This is a genomic window from Streptomyces africanus (assembly GCF_002150735.1).
In the GTDB taxonomy this organism is placed as follows: domain Bacteria; phylum Actinomycetota; class Actinomycetes; order Streptomycetales; family Streptomycetaceae; genus Streptomyces; species Streptomyces africanus.
Window position 1 is genome coordinate 1 of record NZ_MUKA01000210.1, and the last position, 14,885, is coordinate 14,885.

The following is a 14,885-nucleotide window of genomic DNA, read 5'->3' on the forward strand; positions in this document are numbered from 1 at the left end:
AGCCGGCTGCGGCCGCCAGCGTGGGCGCCGGCGACATGGTGACGTCGCTGGCGGGCGCAGCCGGCTACGGCATGGCGCTGCTGTGGGCGATCCTCATCGGCGTCGTGCTCAAGTACGCGCTGACCGAAGCGGTGGGACGCCTGTATCTGGCGACCGGGCTGACGGTGATCGCGAGCCTGCGCTCGGCCGCCCGCTGGCTCCCGTACGCCTTCTTCGGATTCGTCCTGGTCATCGGGCTGCTGTACGGGGCGGCCCTGAGCTCGGTGGCGTCGCTCGCGCTGTCGACGCTGTTCCCCGTGCTGCCGGTGCGGCCCCTGGCCCTGGTGATCGCGCTGGCGTCGGCCGGCATCGTGTACGTCGGCCGGTACACGCTGTTCGAGCGGGTGATGAGCGGGTTCATGCTGGCCAAGTTCGTCGGCATGGTCGTGCTGGCCGTGGCCACGCTGGCCACCATGGACGACCCGTCCGCACTGGTGGCCTCGCTGCGGCCGCGGCTGCCGGAGGGCGACGTCATCACCGTGCTGGCGCTGGTCGGCGGGGTGGGCGGCACGGCCGGAGTGGCCTCGTACAGCTACTGGGTGCGGGAGAAGCGCTGGCGGCACGCGAGCTGGCTGCCCGTCATGCGGGCCGACACGGCGATGAGCTACACGGTCACGTTCCTGTTCGTGGTGTGCACCTCGATCGTGGGCACCGGCCTGCTGTACGGCAGCGGCCGGACGATCACCGGCAACGAAGGGCTCGCCGCGCTGGCCGAACCGCTCGGCGCGGATATGGGGTCGGCGGCCCGGGTGCTGTTCCTGGGCACCTTCTTCCTCGTGACCCTGAGCGCCCTGGTCGGCGGCTTCAACGCCCTGTGCTATCTGCTGGCCGACTCGCTGCGCACCCTGCGCGGAGTGCCGGACGACAAGGCCGAGCGGCACATGGGCCAGCGCAGCCGCCCGTTCCGTCTGTTCGTGCTCTACTGCGCGGCCACGTCCGTGGCGGTGACCTTCGCCGGGAAACCGGTCCCCCTGCTGCTCACCTACGCCGCCGTGGGCTCCCTCGTCCTGCCGCTGCTGTCCGGGGCGCTGCTGGTCCTGCTCAACCGGCGCGGCCTTCAGCCGCCGTACCGCAACAAGACTCTTTCGAACCTGCTGCTGTCGGGCTCCTTCGTCCTGTTCGGGGTGCTCGCCGTCGTGCAGCTCAAGGAAACCCTGGGAGGACTGTGAACCCCGCCGGCCTGTGCTTCAGCACCGCGACCGAGCTCGCCGCGGCCCTGCGGAGTCGTGAGATCTCCGCCCGCGAGGTCGTCACCGCCCATCTGGAACACATCGACCGGGTGAACCCGTCGGTGAACGCGATCGTCACCCTCGTCGCCGACCGGGCCCTGGAGGCGGCGGCCGAGGCGGACGAACGGGCCGTCTCACAGGCGGAGTTGGGGCCGCTGCACGGGCTGCCCGTCGCGCACAAGGACCTCCACGACACCGCGGGCATCCGCACGACGTACGGCTCACCCGTCCTCGCCGATCACGTCCCGGCCCGGGACCACCTGGTCGTCGAGCGCCTCAAGCGGGCCGGGGCCATCACACTCGGCAAGACCAACGTGCCCGAACTCGGCATGGGTTCGCACACCGTCAATCCCGTCTTCGGCGCGACCCGCAACCCCTACGACCTCTCGCGCAGCGCGGGCGGCAGCAGCGGCGGCGCCGGGGCCGCGCTCGCCTGTGGCATGCAGCCGATCGCCGACGGCAGCGACACCGGCGGCTCGCTGCGCAACCCGGCGTCCTTCAACAACGTGGTCGGCCTGCGCCCCTCCCCCGGCCGGGTCCCCTCCTGGCCCGACAAGGCGCCGTGGGGGCAGCTGTCGGTCAAGGGCCCCATGGCGCGGACCGTGCAGGACGTCGCCCTGACGCTGTCGGTGCTGGCCGGGCCGGATCCGCGCAGCCCGCTCGCCCTGGAGACGCCGGGTTCCCACTTCGCCGGCCGGCTCGACGGCGACGTCCGCGGCTGGCGGGTCGCCTGGTCGCCCGACCTCGGCGGGAGCGTGCCCGTCGAGGCGGAGGTCCGGGACGTGGTGCGCGGCGCGGTGGAGGTGTTCGCGGCGCTGGGCTGCGAGGTCGAGGAGGCCTGCCCCGACCTGTCCGGCGCCGACGAGGCGTTCCTCGTCCAGCGCGCCTGGCAGATGGAGCTCGCCTACGGGCCCCTGCTGGACGAGCACCGGCACCGCATGGCCCCGGACGTCGTCTGGAACATCGAGGAGGGCCGGGGGCTCACCGGCCCCGACCTGGGTCGCGCCCAGCTGCTCCAGGCCGCGCTGTTCCACCGGGTGCGCGCGTTCTTCGACCGGTACGACGTCCTGCTGCTGCCGGTGAGTCAGGTCCCACCCTTCGACGTCCGCCTCCCCTACCCGGCGTCGGTGGACGGCGTCGCCATGGAGACGTATCTGGACTGGATGCGCTCGGCCAGCCTGATCACGATGACCGGCTGCCCGGCCCTGTCGGTCCCGGCCGGCTTCACCCCGGGCGGGCTGCCGGTCGGGCTCCAGGTGGTCGGGCCGCACCGGGGGGACGCGGCCGTGCTGAGGGCGGGGTACGCGTTCGAGCAGGCGACCCGGGCCGGGGAACGGCGACCGGACATCGCGGTGAACACGGATGTGGCGGAAGGCGGCCGGTCATGAGCCCGCGCAGTGTCGTGGTGGTGGGTGCGGGCATGGCCGGGCTGGCGACGGCCTGGTTCCTCCAGGAGGCCGGCGTCGAGGTCACCGTGGTCGACCGGCGGGGCGTCGCGGCCGGCGCGTCCTGGGGCAACGCGGGCTGGCTGTCCCCCGCCCTGACCGTGCCGCTGCCCGAACCGGCCGCCCTGAAGCTGGGGTTGCGCACACTCCTCTCCCCCGCCTCCCCGCTCTACATTCCGCCGCGTCCTGATCCGCGGCTGGCCCGCTTCCTGCTGGCGTTCACCCGGAACTGCACCCACCAGCGCTGGCAGGTGGGGATGGCGGCACTCGCCGCGCTGAACCGCCGGGCACTCTCGGCGTACGACGATCTGGCCGCGGGCGGGGTCACCGAGCCGACGCGCTCGGGCGAGGCGTGCCTGCTCGCCTTCACCTCCGCGGCCGGCCGTGCCCCGCTCGTGACGGAGCTGGACGCGGTGCGCGCGGCGGGGCAGGAGGTCGACTACGACCTGCTCACAGGGGCCGAGGCGCGCGAGATGGAACCCGCGCTCTCATCGCGCGTCGACGCGGCCGTACGGCTGCACGGCCAGCGTCACCTCGACCCCGGGGCCTTCGTCACGGCTCTGGCCGACGCGGTCCGCGACCGGGGCGGAAAGATCGTCACCGGTGTGGAGGTCACCCGGGTACGGGACCTGGGCACCGGGGTCGTCGCCGTCGCCCCGGACGGCACGTCCGTGCGGGCCGACGCTGCCGTCCTCGCGCCCGGGGCCTGGCTCGGCCGCCTGGCCGCGCCCTTCGGTGTGCGTGTCCCGGTGCAGTCCGGCCGCGGCTACAGTTTCTCGCTCCCTCTGTCGGGGCTGCCCACCCGGCCCACGTACTTCGCCGAACGGCGGGTGGTCTGCACACCGCTCGGGGACCGGGTACGGGTGGCGGGCATGATGGAGTTCACGGCGCCCGACCGCCCTGCGGACCCCCGCCGTATCGAGGCGATCGTCAACTCGGTCCGCGATCTGCTCCCTTCGGCCGACCTCACCCAGCGCACCGACGAATGGACCGGCCCCCGGCCGTGCACGGCGGACGGCCTGCCCCTGGTCGGCCCGACCCGCTCGCCCCGGGTCCACGTCTGCGGCGGTCACGGCATGTGGGGCATCGCCCTGGGCCCGCTCAGCGGCAGGCTGCTGGCGGAGTCGATCGTCACGGGCCGCCGGGCTGCCGAGTTGACGGCGCTGCACCCGCTACGGTGACGCGCTGTCAGTGGCCGCCCCGGTGGGCGTGTGCTTCGGCGAGGAGGAGGTAGCTCGCGGCGGTCCAGGTGTAGGTGCGGTCGCGCAGACCCGTGCCCGTGAGGGCGTCGAAGTTCTCGGCGAAGCCGTGGGTCTCGCACAGGGCGCGGAAGCGGGCACTGATGTCGTCGGCGAGCCGGTCGTGGCCGGCGCGGCGCAGGCCGTCCTCGATGAGGACCGTGGCGGGGGCCCAGACGGGGCCGCGCCAGTAGCCGTCGGAGAGGTAGTGCGGCGAGGTGGGCAGTTCGGTGGCGAGGCCGTACGGGGTCAGATGGGCCTTGATGTGGTCGGCCAGCGCGCTGCCGATCTCGCCGGGCAGGTGCTCGCCCAGCACGATGGGCATCAGGTCGAGGAGGCTGGAGCTGCTCCAGGTGTGCCCGGTGGCGGCTCCGCGGGCGACGAACCGTCCGCCGGTCCAGAGCTCGTCCAGCAGCGCCGACTGGATCTCGTGTGCCGTGCGCGTCCACCGGCTCGCCTCGTCCGCCTTGCCCAACTCCGCAGCGAGGTCAGCGAGTTCACGGAGTTGCAGGACGAGGAAGGCGGCCAGGTCGGCGGTGACGACCACCCGCTCGGGGTCGAAGGTGGTGGCGTTGTCCCAGCCGCTGTCGTTGCCGTGCTGGTAGTGGGGCAGGGCGGCGCCGGGTGCGCGTCGTGCGGTGAGCCAGAAGTCCGTCCAGCGCGCCAGCCGGTCGTACGTCGCGGCCAGTTCATCCCGGCCGGGAGGCACCGGCAGGCGGCGGCGCAGACGGCCCGACGCCCAGCCGTGGACGGGCGGTTTGACGAAGTTGCGGAGGACCTCGGAGTGGGTGACCGAGTCGGGCAGGGCTCCGCTGCCGTCCTGGTGGTCGAAGGGCAGGGCGAACTGGTCCACGGCCAGTTCGGGACACCCCGGGGCCAGGGCCAGGGCGTTGAAACAGTGGTCCCAGCTCCAGACCTTGTCCATCCAGTGCTTGGACATGAGGACGGCGGGCCGGGTGACGAGTCCGGTCGGGCGTACGGTCGCCGACCAGAGGACGTAGGCGGCGAGTTCCGCGGCCGGGGTGGCGGACGAGCGCCAGGGCGCCACCGCGTCGACGAAGTCCGCGAAGGATCTCCGGGCCCCCGCCACGATCTCGCCGAAGGCCGCCGAGGACGCGTACGGCGGGCGAGCGGTGTCGAGTTCCTCGACGGCGATCTCCCACTTCCCGTCCGCCGCGGCGGCCACGGCGAGGCCGCGGTCGCCGCCGCCCAGGGCCTGGGCTCCGGAGGTGTGGGCGACACGGCCGGACAGGACGGTCACGCGGTAGCGGCGGCCCGTCTCGTACGAGGTGAACACGTGCGCGTCCGCCGCCGGGTCGTGGAAGAAGTACGTCCCGCTGAACGGCGTCAGGACCTGCGCGGCCGCGAAGACGCCGAGGCCCAGTCCGCTCCCCCGCAGGCGCACGGTGTCCGGCGACTCGTAGGCGAGGTCGATGCGCCCGGCCGGGCCGGCCCAGCTGAGCAGTTCCGGCGTCGCCTCGACACGGGTGCCGGTGCGCTCGCCCGTCGCCGGGTCCAGGGGGACGAGGCGGAGGACGGCGTGCATGCCGTTCTGGTGCGAGACGAGGTGGAGGTCCTCGGCGTACGTCTTCTCCGCCACCACGGGTGAGATGCCGAACCAGGATCCGAACGTACTGAACGGGATGTCGTGGACCGAGAAGGCAGGTCCGGACGACGGGGCGGCGGTCATGGAGGCGTGACTCGTTTCTCGAGCAGGGATCGTCGGCAGAAGCAGGGATCGTCGGCGTTGGGGCAGGCCAGCGGGAGGTCAGTCCTTGACGGCACCGGCGGTCACGCCGGCGGCGACGTAGCGCTGGGCCAGGACGAGGATCACCGCGGCGGGCAGCGAGGCCACGACGGCGGTCGCCATGATGGCGTTCCACTCCTGGTTGTTGTTGCCGATGTAGTGGTAGATGCCCAGGGTGATCGGCTCGTGGGCACCGCCGTTGACGAGGGTGCCGGCGAAGACGAAGTCGGACCACGACCACAGGAACGCGAACAGGGACACCGTGACGACGGCGTTGCGGCTCATCGGCAGGACGATGGACCGGAAGGTGGTCAGGGGCCCGGCCCCGTCCATCGTCGCCGCCTGGAGCAGCTCACCGGGGATGCCGGACATGAACGCCGTGAAGATGAGCACCGCGAACGGGACGGCCAGGGTGGAGTCGGCGACGATCAGGCCGGGCACGGACCGGAGCAGGCCGAGCTGGAGATAGATCGCGTAGAAGCCCATCGCCATGATGATGCCGGGGATCATCTGGGCGACCAGGAAGAGGAAGCCGAGCAGACCCCCGCCGCGCGGGCGGAGTTTGGCCAGGGCGTAGCCGGCGGGGGCGGCCAGTGCCACGGTCAGGACGACCGTGCCCAGGCCGATGACCAGGCTGGTCGCGAGGTAGGGCAACTGCTCGTCCAGGACGGTGCGGTAGCCGGCCAGCGTGCCGTGCAGCGGCAGCAGGTCCGGCGGGCTCTTGCGCATGTCCTGGTCGCGGGTGAGGGAGACGTTGAGCATCCAGTAGACCGGGAAGAGCATGATCCCGGTCAGCAGCACACCGATGGCCGTCTTCCACCCCGTGCGGCCGGTGCGTCGGTTCATGACAGCGCCTGCTTTCGCTGGACCCGGATGTAGAGGAGGCCGAACACGAGCGCGGCGACGACGAGCAGGTTGCCGACGGCCGCTCCGGGGCCGAAGGCGGGCAGGAGGTTGCCGAAGCCGAGCTGGTAGGACCAGGTGGCGAAGGTGGTGGAGGAGTCCGCCGGGCCGCCCTTGGTCATGATCCAGATGATGTCGAAGACCTTGAGTGTGTAGACGAGTCCCAGGAGCAGGGTGATCGCGGACACCGGGCGCAGCAGCGGGAAGGTGATGCGCCAGAAGCGCTGCCAGGCGTTCGCCCCGTCCAGTGCCGCGGCCTCGTACAGGCCGGCGGGGATGGACTGCAGGCCGCTGTGGAGCACGACCAGGTTGAAGGGGACGCCGATCCAGATGTTGGCGATGATCACCGAGGTCAGTGACCAGGACGGTGAGGTCAGCCAGTTCACCGGGTCGATTCCGACGGTGCTCAGCAGGGCGTTGACGATGCCGGAGTCGCTGTTGAGCATCCACGACCAGGTGGAGGCCGACACGATCAGCGGCAGCAGCCAGGGCACCAGGAACAGGGCCCGCAGGGTCGCCGACAGCCGGAAGTTCTGGTGGAAGAAGACCGCGAGGGCCAGGCCGATGGCGTACTGGAAGACCAGGCACACGGCGGTGAACACCACGGTGTGGAGCAGAGCCGGGGCGAAGGTCGGGTCGTCGAGGACCTTGCCGTAGTTCTCCAGGCCCGTGAAGGGCGCGTTGCCCTGGACGAAGGAGCGGACGGTGTAGTCGCGCAGGCTCAGGTCGAGGTTGCGGTACAGCGGATAGGCGTAGAAGAGGACGAGGTAGAGGGTCACCGGGGTGAGGAAGGCCCAGGCGGCCCACTGCTGGGAGGTCGGACGGCGTCGTGTCCCGGGACGGGCCGGGGGCGGGGCGAAGGCCCCCGCCGGCCCGGTCGGGGTGCGCACGGGCCGGTGGTCCGGCGGGTGTGCCGTCAGCTTCATCGGGCCCATGTCACTTGACCGCGGCCTGCGCCGACGTCAGCGCGTCCTTGGGCGACTTCGCCCCGCTGAGGGCGGACTGGACGGCCTTCCACAACTGCTCCGAGATCTTGGGGTACTTGGTGCCGAGGTCGCCGCTGGTGCGTCCCTTGGCCGACTTGACCGCGTCGACCCAGGGCTTCAGTGCGGGGTTCGCCGCCACCTGCTTGTCCTGGACCTCACCTGTGGGGGCCACGTAGGACAGGGTGGTGTCGGTGTCGTACAGGTTCTGGGTGCTGGTCAGGCAGGTCGCCAGCTTCTGCGACGTGGTGTAGCGGCCGGTGTCCTCCTGGACCGGGAGGGTGACGAACTCGCCGCCGGTCGGGGCGGCGGCGTGGCCTCCGTCGGAGCCCGGGATCGGCAGGACGCCGTACTCGAATCCGGCCTTCTCGGCGTTCGCGAGCTGCCAGGTCCCGTTCTCGGCGAAGGCGTAGTCGCCGCCGGCGAACTCCTGCCAGCTGGTCGTCTGGGTGTTGTTGATGACCGAGTTGGGGGCGTAGCCCTGCTTCAGCCAGTCCTTCCACAGCGACAGCGCGGAGACGGCCGGGGCGGAGTCGAGTCCGGTCAGTTCGGCGCCCGCGCCCCAGAACCAGGGCAGGAACTGGAAGCTGCCCTCCTCGGTGCCGATCGCCGAGAAGGTGATGCCCTTCTTGCCCGCCTTCTCGACCTTCGCCAGCGCCGCCGTCAGCGACGTCCAGTCCTTGACCGAGGCGATGTCCACCCCGGCCTCCTTCAGCACCTTCTTGTTGTAGTAGAGGGCGAGGGTGTTGGCGCCGATGGGTGTGCCGTACGTCTTGCCGCCCGACTGGCCGGCCGCGAGCAGGTTGGGGTCCACCTTGGAGGTGTCCAGCTTGTTCTCGTCGGTCGTGGTGAGCACGCCCGCCTCGGCCAGGGTCGAGACGACCGGATTGTCGACGATCAGGACGTCCGGGGAGTTGCCCTGCTGGGCGGCGAGCAGCGTCTTGTTGGCCAGGTCGCTGGTGTCGTAGCCGGTCCGCTGGATCTTCACGCCGGCCTGCGTGCCGCACTTGTCCAGCAGCTTCGTCCAGGCCGAGCCCTTGGCGAACTGCGGGTACGGGTCCCAGATCGTGTAGGTGCCGCTGTCGGCGTCCTTGGCGTCGGTGCTGCCCGCGCCGGAGGAACAGGCGGTGCCGACGACGGCGACGACGGTCGACAGGGCCACGGCCGTGAGGAGCCGTCTGGAGGAGCTGTGCATGGCGGGTCCTTCGTTCTCGGCATACGGGTGCCGTGGGAGGGGTGACGGGGGTGTGCGGGTACGCCGAGGAGCGGCGGCGTGCCTGGTGAAGTGAGGTGAGTGCGAGGAGGGGTCGAGGGTCAGGCGGGGGGCGTCCCGCCGGCGGGCCCGGTGCTGGCCCGCAGCGAGATGGGCGGTGCGAGAAGGTGATGCCGGGGCGGCGCGCCGGGATGGTCGAGCCGTTCGATGAGCAGGTCGACGGCGCGCCTGCCCATCTCCTCGGCCGGCACGTCCGCCGCGGTGAGCTGCGGGGTCACCGTCTCCGCCCACCGGCCGGCGACGACTCCGGTGACGGAGAAGTCGCGTGGCACATGGCGGCCCGCCTGGGAGAGTCCTCGGTACAGACCGCCCAGGGCGGCCTCGTTCAGGGTGACCAGGGCCGTCGTCGCGGGATCGTCGTGCAGGATCTGTTCCAGGCACGCCTGGCCGGAGGCGGCGTCGTCCCCGCAGCAGTACGTGCGCACCGTCAGCCCGCGCTCGGCCGCCGCCTTGGTGAAGCCGTCCAGCCCCCGGTGCGCGGACTCGTATCCCGCCCGCAGGAGCTGCTCCGGCCGGTTGACGAAGGCGACCCGGCGATGACCGAGGTCCGCGAGATGGTGGACGCACGCCGCCGCCAGTGCGGTGTGGTCCAGGCCGACCCACCAGCCGTTCTCCGGGTGCGCGGTGCGGCCGATGGCCACGGAGGGGAAGTCCAGCGCGGCCAGGTGATCGACCCGGTCGTCCTGCAGCCGGATCTCCATCAGGATCGCGCCGTCGACCCGCCGCTCCCCCAGCAGCCGCTGGAACGAGCGGTCGCTGTCCACGCCGCTCGGGGACAGCAGCACGTCGTAGTCGTGGGCCGCGGCGGCCTCGACGACACTGCCGATGAAGTCCAGCTGCATGCCCGTGTAGTGGTTCCCGGCGGGCGGGAAGACCAGGCCGATCGTGCTGGTCCGGCCGTTGGCCAGAGCGCGGGCGCTGGCGTTGGGCCGGTAGCCCAGCTCGTCGATGACGTCCTGGATCTTCCGGCGGGTCTCGTCCGACACCGGACGCTTGCCGCTCAGCGCGTAGGACACGGTGCTCCGCGAGACACCGGCCCGCCGGGCGATCTCACCGATGTTCACGGGGACTCCTCGCGTGGACTGCTGAAGCGGTGGCTGTCGAACCGGCGAGTGTCGAACCGGTTCGCGTGAAGTGAAGCTAGGAACTGCCCGGGCGGCTGTCAACACCCCGCACAGCACTTCTTGCCTGCGACGGGGGTATTGCTGGGAGATTTCGCCGGTGCTAGCTTCCTGCGAACCGGTTCGACGAGCGGCCATCGCTGTGCGCCGCAAGGGACGACGGACGGGTCGCGGCTCGTTTGCGCTCGATGATTCGAACCGGTTCGACTCCCCCAGTGCCCGATTCAGCGTCCGAGCAGTACGGAACCCACGGAGACCTCAGTGCGACGAAGTAGAACGACTGTGGCCGGAGCCGTCGCGACGGCCGCCCTCGCCACGCTCCTGGCCGGCCCGTCCGCGGGCACCGCCGGGGCCGTGGAGCGGGAACGGCTCGTCATCGATCTCGCCACCGACACCGGCGCCTTCCACGGCGGTGCCGCCGGCTCGCTGTACGGCGTGTACGGCGACGGCGTGCCGAGCCGCAACCTCATCGAGGGCATGCGTCTGCGCACGGTGTCGACGAAGGCGCAGGACGGTCCGCAGCATCCGGGAGCGGACGCGCTGGAGATGCTGCCGCCGTTCGTGGACTCGGGCGGCAAGGACGTCTACATCTACATGACCGACATCTACCGCGGCTTCCCGTACCAGTGGCCGGGCGCGGGCGGCCCCGAGCGGCTCGCGGACTTCAAGACGAAGATCAAGAAGCAGGTCCAGCAGGTCCTGACCATGGGGAAGTACAAGGACCACGTCGTCTACGTGCCCTTCAACGAGCCCGAGGGCAACATGTTCGGGACCGGCGAGTGGAGTTACGACAAGGTCTCCTGGCTGAACGACCCGCAGCACTACTTCGCGGCCTGGAAGGAGGTCTACCACCTCATCAAGGGCCTCGACCCGGACGCCCGCGTCGCCGGCCCCAACACCAGCGTGCTCTACGACCAGGTCAAGGGCTTCCTGCAGTACGCCAAGGCCAACGACGTGGTGCCGGACGTGATGACCTGGCACGAGCTGTCGTCACCCGCCGCGGTCCGCACGAACGTGGCGAAGTACCGGCAGATGGAGAAGGACGTCGGCGTCGGGCCGCTGCCGGTCAACGTCAACGAGTACGGGCACAACTACCACCTGTCCGTGCCCGGCCAGGTCGTCCAGTGGGTCTCCGCCATCGAGGAGTCGAAGATCGACGCCGACCTGGCGTACTGGAACATCGACGGCAACCTCAACGACTCGGCCGTGGAGGCCAACAAGGGCAACGGCCAGTGGTGGCTGTTCAATGCCTACGGGCAGATGTCCGGCCACACGGTCGAGGTGACCGCCCCGCACCCCAACCAGCAGTACACCCTCCAGGGCGTGGCCACCCTCGATGAGGACAAGAAGCAGTCCCGGGCGCTCTTCGGCGGCAAGAGCGGCGACGCGGACGTCGTCTTCAAGAACATCGACCCGAAGCTGTTCGGGAAGACCGTGCGCGCCACCGTCCAGGAGATCCCCTGGACCGGTCAGGTCGGCGACTCCGCCCAGCCGTTGCGGCTCGCGGACCAGGAGCTGACGGTCGGCGCGGACGGCTCGGTGACACTGCCGATGACCGGCATGAACGAGATGTCCGCCTACCAGGTCGTCCTCTCCCCCGGCGGCAACGGCGGGAAGCCGGCCGCGCCTTCCGTCAGCTGGCGCAAGACGTACGAGGCCGAGAACGCCACGTACACCGGCAAGGGCTACTCCAGGAACGGCCCCGAGGGCACGCCCTCCGACGTCGGCAAGTTCGCCACGTCGGGCGCCTACAACGTGGGCGGTCTGCGCACCGGCTCCGACGGGGTCCTCGCCTTCGACGTCGAGGTCCCGCAGGACGGCATCTACGACCTGAGCGTCTTCGCCAACTCCTACAACCTGTACGACCTGGTGAAGGAGCAGGGCCCGACCAACGTCTTCCTTCGGGTCGACGGCAAGGAGCCACAGGAACTGAGGCTGCCGCTGGGCTACAAGTGGGTGGTCTGGGGCCACACCGACGCGACGGTGAAGCTGACGGCGGGCAAGCACCGGATCACGCTGGCCGCTCAGGATCCCGACCTCGGGGTCACCAAGGGTGACGCGATCATCGACAAGATCGACCTCGCCCTGCGCGACGAGAAGGTGACCGCCCCGGCGCTCTACGAGGCCGAGTACGCCATCCTCACCGGTACCGAGCCGCGCTACACGTACGGCAGTGCCTCGGGGCCGGGCGCGGTTCCGCTGCCGAAGGGTGCCTCCGCGACGTTCTGGGTCCACTCCCCCGCCGACGGTGAATCGACCGTGTCGGTCGACCACTTGGGCGGCGGGCACGCGAGCCTGGCACTCAACGGCGAGGAGCTCGACCTGCCCAAGGTCGGCGGGGCGGGGAAGGGCACGGACAGGGTCCGGCTGTTCCTGTCCGGCGGCATCAACAAGATCACCGTGACCGGCACGGCACATGAGCTGGTCCTCGACCGGCTGCGGGTCGCCCCGTCGAAGGGCACCCTGGTGCCCACCGTCTACCAGGCCGAGAACGGCACGCTCACCGGCGCCGCGAAGGTCACCGACGCCTACCCCTTCGCCACGAACGGCAAGGCCGTCACGGACATCGGCGACGGCAAGGCCAACGCCCTCACCGTCGACGTGGTCGCCGCCAGGGCCGGGCGGCACGCGCTGACCATCCGCTACTCCAACGCCGAGCAGGCGCCGGCCACCCACTACAACCCCGACCCGATCGCCCGCCACGCCGACGTCTCCGTCAACGGCGGCCCGGCCCGCCGGGTGCTGTTCCCGACCACCTTCCACTTCAACAACTTCTGGGACCTGACCGTCCCGGTCACCCTGAAGAAGGGCACGAACCGGCTCACCTTCACCGCCGAGGAACTCCCCGACTTCAACGGCGACACCTACAACCAGTACGACCAGCGGTCCCCGTACGCACCGGTCATCGACCGGCTCGCCGTCACGCCGATGGCGGCGAAGTAGCCCCTGGCGAACGCGAGGCGCCGATCCGGAACCCCGGCCGGCGCCTCGCCCCGCGCGTCAGCGCCTGCGCCGTGTCACCCACAGGGACAAAAAGAGGGGGAGCCGGATCAGTCGAGCGCGACGCCCGTGTGCCGCTCCAGGGCTGCGAGGAGCTGCTCCTGGAACCGTTCGTCCCGCGTGGCGGTGTGGGGTGTCCGGGGCTGCCGGTGGTACCAGTAGCCGCCGGTGCTCGGGGTCACGTCGGGGTGGGTGGCGAGCCATGCCTGGGTCTCGTGCCCGGCGGTCAGATCGTCCGTGGCGCCGCGACCGCCCATTCGGGTGGGGACCCAGCCGGGGTCGACCGCGTGGCTGGAGGTTCCTTCCCAGCGGGCGGCGAAGGCCAGCGCGAGGGTCGTGACCCATAGCTTTGTGTCGCTGTAGGAAGCGGCTCCGACGGCCAGCCGGCGCAGGTCGGTGGAGCCGCCGTGGTGCATGGAGCTGCTCAGGTAGACGAGCCGGGCGGGTTTGTCCATCAGGGCCGTCAGCATGTAGGGCGCGACCGTGTTGACCGTGACGTCTTCCGGGCGGTTCATGACGCCGGCGTTGTGGATGACGGCGTCGAAGCGGCCGAACCCGGCGGCCTGCCGGGCGACCTCCCGGATCTCGTCCAGGTCGGCCAGGTCCCCGGTGACGACGCCTTTCCACCGGGCGGTGTCGTCCGCTGCGTTGAGTCGCGCCCGGTTGCGGACGTGGACGACCACGTCGTGCCCGTCGCCGGCCAGCGCGTCCGCCGTGTCGCGACCGAGCCCGCCGGCCGCCCCGGTCACCAGAACCAATGCCATGGCAGTTCCTCTCCTGTCGTCGTCGGGAGCCCGTCAGAGAGTGAGGAGCACCTTGGTGGCGCGTCGCTCGTCCATGGCCTTGTATCCCTCCGGGGCCTCCTCCAGCGGGAGGGTGAGGTCGAAGACCTTGCCGGGGTCGATCTTGCGGGCCCAGATGAGCTGGATCAGCTCGGGCAGGAAGCGGCGCACCGGGGCGGGGCCGCCCTCCACGTGGATGCCCGCGAAGAACAGGTCGATGCCCGGGATCGTGACGTCGTAGTTGACGCCGACGAAGCCCAGGTGACCGCCGGGACGGGTGGAGTTGATGGCCTGCATGGTCGACTCCTGGGTGCCGACGGCCTCGACCACCGAGTGCGCGCCGAGCCCGCCCGTGAGCTCCTTGACCCTCGCCACGCCCGCGTCACCGCGCTCCTCGACGATGTCGGTCGCGCCGTAGAACCGGGCGAGCTCCTGCCGCTCGGGGTGGCGGGACATCGCGATGATGCGCTCCGCGCCGAGCTGCTTGGCGGCGAGGACGGCCATCAGGCCGACCGCGCCGTCGCCGACGACCGCGACCGTCCTGCCCGGGCCGGCCTCGGCGGCGACGGCCCCGTACCAGCCGGTGCCGAGCACGTCGGAGGCGGCCAGCAACGACGGGATCAGGTCCTCGTCCGGCTGCCCCGGCGTGGCGACGAGGGTGCCGTCGGCGTGGGGGATGCGGGCCTTCTCGGCCTGGGTGCCGATCGCACCCGCCACGAATTCGCGGTGCACACAGCCGGACTGGTAGCCCGAACGGCAGATCTCGCAGGTGTTGTCGGAGATGACGAACGACCCGACGACGAAGTCGCCGACCTTGACGTTCTTCACGTCGGAGCCGACTTCCTCGACCACGCCCACGTACTCATGTCCCATGGCCGTGTGATCGGCGGGCTCGACCCCACGGTAGGGCCACAGGTCCGAGCCGCAGATGCAGGTCGCGGTCAGCCGGACGATGGCGTCGGTGGACTCGATGATCTTCGGGTCGTCACGATCCTCGACCCTGACGTCGCCGGCCTTGTACATGACTACTCCACGCATGACTGCGTCTCCTTGCCTTGCCGTGTACCGGCGCACGCGGCGCCGGGTCGTGCCGGGCGGGTCACGTCACCGCCACGCCATCCAGGG

At 71.0% G+C, this 14,885-nt stretch carries 11 protein-coding genes; 4 read left to right on the forward strand and 7 right to left on the reverse strand.

Annotation, left to right across the window (positions count from 1 at the left end):
* From CCL05_RS24470 to CCL05_RS24480, 3 genes are all read left to right on the forward strand, one after another.
* Positions 1-1,208 (forward strand): Nramp family divalent metal transporter (locus CCL05_RS24470; RefSeq protein ID WP_107400510.1); only part of this gene is annotated, 1,208 nt, incomplete at its 5' end.
* Positions 1,205-2,656: an amidase gene (locus CCL05_RS24475; RefSeq protein ID WP_086562637.1), complete on the forward strand. Its 1,452-nt coding sequence runs from the start codon at positions 1,205-1,207 to the stop codon at positions 2,654-2,656. The genes CCL05_RS24470 and CCL05_RS24475, both read left to right, overlap by 4 nt.
* Positions 2,653-3,894: an NAD(P)/FAD-dependent oxidoreductase gene (locus CCL05_RS24480; protein ID WP_086562638.1), complete on the forward strand. Its 1,242-nt coding sequence runs from the start codon at positions 2,653-2,655 to the stop codon at positions 3,892-3,894. Before CCL05_RS24475 ends, CCL05_RS24480 begins: the two co-directional genes overlap by 4 nt.
* Before the next feature lie 7 nt (positions 3,895-3,901).
* On the opposite strand, the gene CCL05_RS24485 is transcribed toward CCL05_RS24480, so the two are convergent.
* The 5 genes from CCL05_RS24485 to CCL05_RS24505 form a co-directional block, all read right to left on the reverse strand.
* The gene (locus tag CCL05_RS24485) at positions 3,902-5,641 is read right to left on the reverse strand and encodes an amylo-alpha-1,6-glucosidase (protein ID WP_086562639.1); all 1,740 of its coding nucleotides are present in this window, start codon (positions 5,639-5,641) and stop codon (positions 3,902-3,904) included.
* Positions 5,642-5,719: 78 nt separating this feature from the next.
* The gene (locus CCL05_RS24490) at positions 5,720-6,544 is read right to left on the reverse strand and encodes a carbohydrate ABC transporter permease (RefSeq protein ID WP_086562640.1); all 825 of its coding nucleotides are present in this window, start codon (positions 6,542-6,544) and stop codon (positions 5,720-5,722) included.
* Positions 6,541-7,527 carry a carbohydrate ABC transporter permease gene (locus CCL05_RS24495; RefSeq protein WP_086562661.1) on the reverse strand — a complete coding sequence of 329 codons (987 nt, stop codon included), beginning with the start codon at positions 7,525-7,527 and terminating at the stop codon, positions 6,541-6,543. The genes CCL05_RS24490 and CCL05_RS24495 overlap by 4 nt, the downstream gene beginning before the upstream one ends.
* A gap of 10 nt (positions 7,528-7,537) precedes the next feature.
* A complete protein-coding gene (locus CCL05_RS24500) occupies positions 7,538-8,779 on the reverse strand; it encodes a sugar ABC transporter substrate-binding protein (RefSeq protein WP_086562641.1) in 1,242 nt (413 codons plus the stop codon).
* Between the two features lie 119 nt (positions 8,780-8,898).
* Positions 8,899-9,921, reverse strand: coding sequence for a LacI family DNA-binding transcriptional regulator (locus CCL05_RS24505; RefSeq protein WP_086562642.1), 1,023 nt, complete (start codon positions 9,919-9,921; stop codon positions 8,899-8,901).
* 339 nt (positions 9,922-10,260) lie between these two features.
* On the opposite strand from CCL05_RS24505, the gene CCL05_RS24510 reads away from it, so the two are divergent.
* Complete coding sequence (locus CCL05_RS24510; protein ID WP_425275938.1) at positions 10,261-12,921, forward strand: cellulosome protein; 2,661 nt, start codon at positions 10,261-10,263, stop codon at positions 12,919-12,921.
* Positions 12,922-13,028: 107 nt separating this feature from the next.
* On the opposite strand, the gene CCL05_RS24515 is transcribed toward CCL05_RS24510, so the two are convergent.
* Both CCL05_RS24515 and CCL05_RS24520 read right to left on the reverse strand, forming a co-directional pair.
* On the reverse strand, positions 13,029-13,742 hold the full coding sequence (locus CCL05_RS24515) for an SDR family NAD(P)-dependent oxidoreductase (protein ID WP_086562644.1): 714 nt from the start codon (positions 13,740-13,742) through the stop codon (positions 13,029-13,031).
* 33 nt (positions 13,743-13,775) lie between these two features.
* Complete coding sequence (locus tag CCL05_RS24520; protein WP_208641610.1) at positions 13,776-14,798, reverse strand: zinc-dependent alcohol dehydrogenase family protein; 1,023 nt, start codon at positions 14,796-14,798, stop codon at positions 13,776-13,778.
* Positions 14,799-14,885 lie beyond the last annotated feature (87 nt).